At 72.5% G+C, this 3,970-nt stretch carries 2 protein-coding genes and 1 pseudogene; 2 read left to right on the top strand and 1 reads right to left on the bottom strand.

Annotated features, from left to right (window positions below; all coding sequences use genetic code 11):
• Positions 1–78: 78 nt before the first annotated feature.
• Entirely contained in the window at positions 79–534 is a 456-nt protein-coding gene (locus tag ACWEVO_RS31970) for an ABA4-like family protein (protein WP_452311180.1), read from the top strand.
• Between the two features lie 4 nt (positions 535–538).
• Positions 539–1,412: pseudogene (locus tag ACWEVO_RS31975) on the top strand (sensor histidine kinase); the annotation flags it as partial.
• A gap of 62 nt (positions 1,413–1,474) precedes the next feature.
• Here the strand turns inward: ACWEVO_RS31975 and uvrB are convergent.
• Positions 1,475–3,583 carry an excinuclease ABC subunit UvrB gene (uvrB, locus tag ACWEVO_RS31980; protein ID WP_452311181.1) on the bottom strand — a complete coding sequence of 703 codons (2,109 nt, stop codon included), beginning with the start codon at positions 3,581–3,583 and terminating at the stop codon, positions 1,475–1,477.
• Between the last annotated feature and the right edge of the window lie 387 nt (positions 3,584–3,970).

Below are 3,970 nucleotides of genomic sequence, written 5' to 3' on the forward strand. Positions count from 1 at the left end.
GCTCCTGCTGGCGGGCACCGCCACCGCCGCCGGCCTGGTGCTGGCCCGCCGGCGGCGTCCGGAACTGGCGCTGGCGGCATGACCGGCACGCTGTTCGGCCTGACGTTCGTGCTGGCCGCGCCGTTCTGGGCGCTGATGATCCTGGCGCCCCGCTGGTCGGTGACCGCCCGGGTGGTCGGCTCGCCGCTGATCGTGGCCCCGGTCCTGGCGGCGTACGCGCTGCTGGTGCTGCCGGCGCTGGGCGAGGTGCTGCCGGCGGTGGCCTCGCCGACCCTGGACGGCGTTCGGGCGCTGCTGGGCACGCCGGACGGTGCGGCGGCGGCGTGGGCCCACATGGTGGGGTTCGACCTGTTCGTCGGCCGCTGGATGTGGCTCGACAGCCGCAAGCGTGGGGTGCCGGCGCTGGTCATGGCGCCGGTACTGCTGCTGACGATCCTGCTCGGGCCGATCGGCCTGGCCGTGCACCTGGGCCTCCGGACCCGATGGGCGCCCGTGATGGCGGCTCCGGCCGCCGCGCCGCAACCCCTAGGCTGAGGCCGTGGGCTGGATGGGGCGGCTGTTCGACGGGCGGGACACCCTCGCCCGGATGCTGCTGCTGGACCTCAGCGGCGTGGGCTATCTGGTCTTCGGCCACCAGGACGGCCGGCCCCCGACGGTGGCGCAGTGGGTCCTGGCCGGGCTCGCCTTCACCCTCGCGCTGGTGCTGCACCGGCGGCCGCTGCTCAACCTGCTCGGGCAGGCCGCGCTGCTGGGCGTGGCCTTCTGCCTGGTCCACGACACGACGATCAACCAGGTGGGCGCCAGCTACGCCCTGCTGGAGCTGACCATGTGGGCCCGGCGGCCACGCACCATCTGGCTGGCCGCCGGCCTGCTGGCCGCCGTCGACCTGACCGACTCGATCGGCGACCCGCTGCGCCGGGTCGCCTCCGGGCTCTTCGGGTTGACCGTCGAGGTGGGCGTGCCGTTGCTGCTCGGCCTGGTCATCCGGGCCAACCGGGAACTGGGCCGGCAGGCCGCCGAGCGGGCGGAGGCGGAGCAGCGCCGCCGCGAGTCGGAGAACCGCGCGGCGCGCGCCGACGAGCGCAGCGCGATCGCCCGCGAACTGCACGACGTGGTCGCGCACCACGTGGCGTCGATGGTGCTACGGGTCGGCGTGGCGCGGCACGTGCTGACGGATCTGGATCCCCGGGTGGGTGAGGTGTTCGACGACGTGCACGCGACCGGGAGCGGGGCCCTGGCGGACCTGCGCCGGCTGGTCGCGGTGCTGCGCGACCCCGACGGGGTACGCGGGGACGCCGCGTTGACCGCGATCGAGCCGTCGGCGCTGCCGGCGGCGCTGGACGCGGCGGTGGACCGGGCCCGGCAGGCGGGGGTGACCGTGGAGGCCGACGTCGACCCCGCGGTCGGTGTAGCCGGGGGTGGGGCCGGGCGACGACCGCCTCGATCACCATGCCGTCCTCCCGCGCCCCTCCGGTCACTTCACGCCGGCGGCGTCCATTCCCCGCAGTTCCTTCTTGAGATCGGCGACCTCGTCCCGGATCCGGGCCGCCAGCTCGAACTGCAGCTCCCGCGCGGCGGCGAGCATCTGGTCGTTGAGCTCCTGGATGAGGTTGGCCAGGTCGGCCCGGGCCATCCCCTCCCGGGACGGGGCACCGCCGCCCCGGGACCGGCTGCGGGTCTCCTTGACCGGGGCCTTGCCCCGGGAGAGCTGCCGCGCGGCCCCGCCGACCCGGGTGTTGTTCTCGGTGTCCTCGGCCTCGCGGTAGATGTCGTCGAGGATGTCGTGGATCTTCTTGCGCAGCGGCTCGGGGCTGATCCCGTGCGCCTCGTTGTGCGCGATCTGCTTGGCCCGCCGCCGGTTCGTCTCGTCGATCGCGTTCGCCATCGACGGGGTGATCTTGTCGGCGTACATGTGGACCTCGCCGGAGACGTTACGGGCGGCCCGGCCGATGGTCTGGATCAGCGACCGACCGCTGCGCAGGAAGCCCTCCTTGTCGGCGTCGAGGATCGCCACCAGGGAGACCTCGGGCAGATCCAGGCCCTCGCGGAGCAGGTTGATGCCGACCAGCACGTCGTAGTCGCCCTTGCGCAGCTCGCGCAGCAGCTCCACCCGGCGCAGCGTGTCCACCTCGGAGTGCAGGTAACGCACCCGGATGCCGTTCTCCAGCAGGTAGTCGGAGAGGTCCTCGGCCATCTTCTTGGTCAGCGTGGTGACCAGCACCCGCTCGTCCCGCTCCGTACGCAGCCGGATCTCGTGCATCAGGTCGTCGATCTGCCCCTTGGTGGGCTTCACCACGACCTGCGGGTCGACCAGGCCGGTCGGGCGGATGACCTGCTCGACGAACTCCCCCTGGGACTGCTCCAGCTCCCACGAGCCGGGGGTGGCGGAGAGGAAGACCATCTGGCCGACCCGGTCGAGGAACTCGTCGAAGCGCAGCGGCCGGTTGTCGGCCGCGCTGGGCAGCCGGAAGCCGTGGTCGATCAGCATCCGCTTGCGGGAGGCGTCACCCTCGTACATGCCGCCGATCTGCGAGACCGTCTGGTGCGACTCGTCGATCACCGTGAGGAAGTCGTCGGGGAAGTAGTCGAGCAGGCAGTGCGGCGGATCGCCCGGCTTGCGCCCGTCGATGTGCATCGAGTAGTTCTCGATGCCGGAGCAGAAGCCCACCTGGCGCATCATCTCGATGTCGTACGTGGTGCGCATCCGCAGCCGCTGCGCCTCCAGCAGCTTGCCCTGCCGCTCCAGCTCCGCGAGCCGCTCGCCCAGCTCGCTCTCGATGTCGCGGATCGCCCGCTCCATCCGCTCCGGACCGGCCGCGTAGTGGGTGGCCGGGAAGATCAACAGGTGGTCGACCTCGCGGACCACGTCCCCGGTCAGCGGGTTGAGGTAGTAGAGCTTCTCCACCTCGTCCCCGAACAGCTCGATCCGAACGGCGAGCTCCTCGTACGCCGGGATGATCTCCAGGGTGTCGCCGCGCACCCGGAAGGTGCCGCGCTGGAACGAGATGTCGTTACGGGCGTACTGGATGTCGACCAGGCGACGCAGCAGCTGGTCGCGGTCGAGCTCCTGGCCGACGGCGACCCGCACCGCGCGGTCCAGGTATTCCTCCGGGGTGCCCAGGCCGTAGATGGCCGAGACGGTCGCCACCACGATCACGTCGCGCCGGGTGAGCAGGGACATGGTCGCCGCGTGCCGCAGCCGCTCGACCTCCTCGTTGATCGAGGAGTCCTTCTCGATGTAGGTGTCGGTCTGCGGGATGTACGCCTCGGGCTGGTAGTAGTCGTAGTAGGAGACGAAGTACTCCACCGCGTTGTGCGGGAGCAGCTCCCGGAACTCCTTGGCCAGCTGGGCGCAGAGCGTCTTGTTGGGCGCCAGCACCAGGGTGGGGCGTTGCAGCCGCTCGACCAGCCACGCCGTGGTGGCGCTCTTGCCGGTGCCGGTCGCGCCGAGCAGCACCGAGTTGCGCTCGCCGCGCCGCACGCGCCGCTCCAGCTCGTCGATGGCCGCCGGCTGGTCGCCGGCCGGCTGGAACTCGCTGACGACCTGGAAGCGGCCGTCGAGCCGGGGAATGTCGAGCGCCATGACCTCAACGGTACGCCGAGGGTCCGACAGTTCCGGGGCGACCACGGAGGGTCCGTGATCCGCTTCGATATTCCCATTGTGGGCCACATCTCACCCGGCTACCCTCGTACCGTAGGCCGCTCGCGGCGGCCGACCGGGCCAGGCGGCCGCCCCTCCGGGGCCGGGCCGCCCCCGGCACCGGGCGTCGCAGCACCCGGGACGACCGGCGTGCGCACCCGAGGTGGTCGCGCTGAAGGCGCAGACCGGCCGCCGCGAGCGCCCCTGCTCGTCACCCGAGCCCGGCCGCTGCGTTCTCCACTCGTGGAGACCTCCCCCGGACGCCGGCGCCGCCCGGCACGCGACGCCACTCCGCCCCCGACCGACCCGACCGCCCCCGCGCCGGCCTCC

The organism is Micromonospora sp. NPDC003776 (assembly GCF_053605645.1).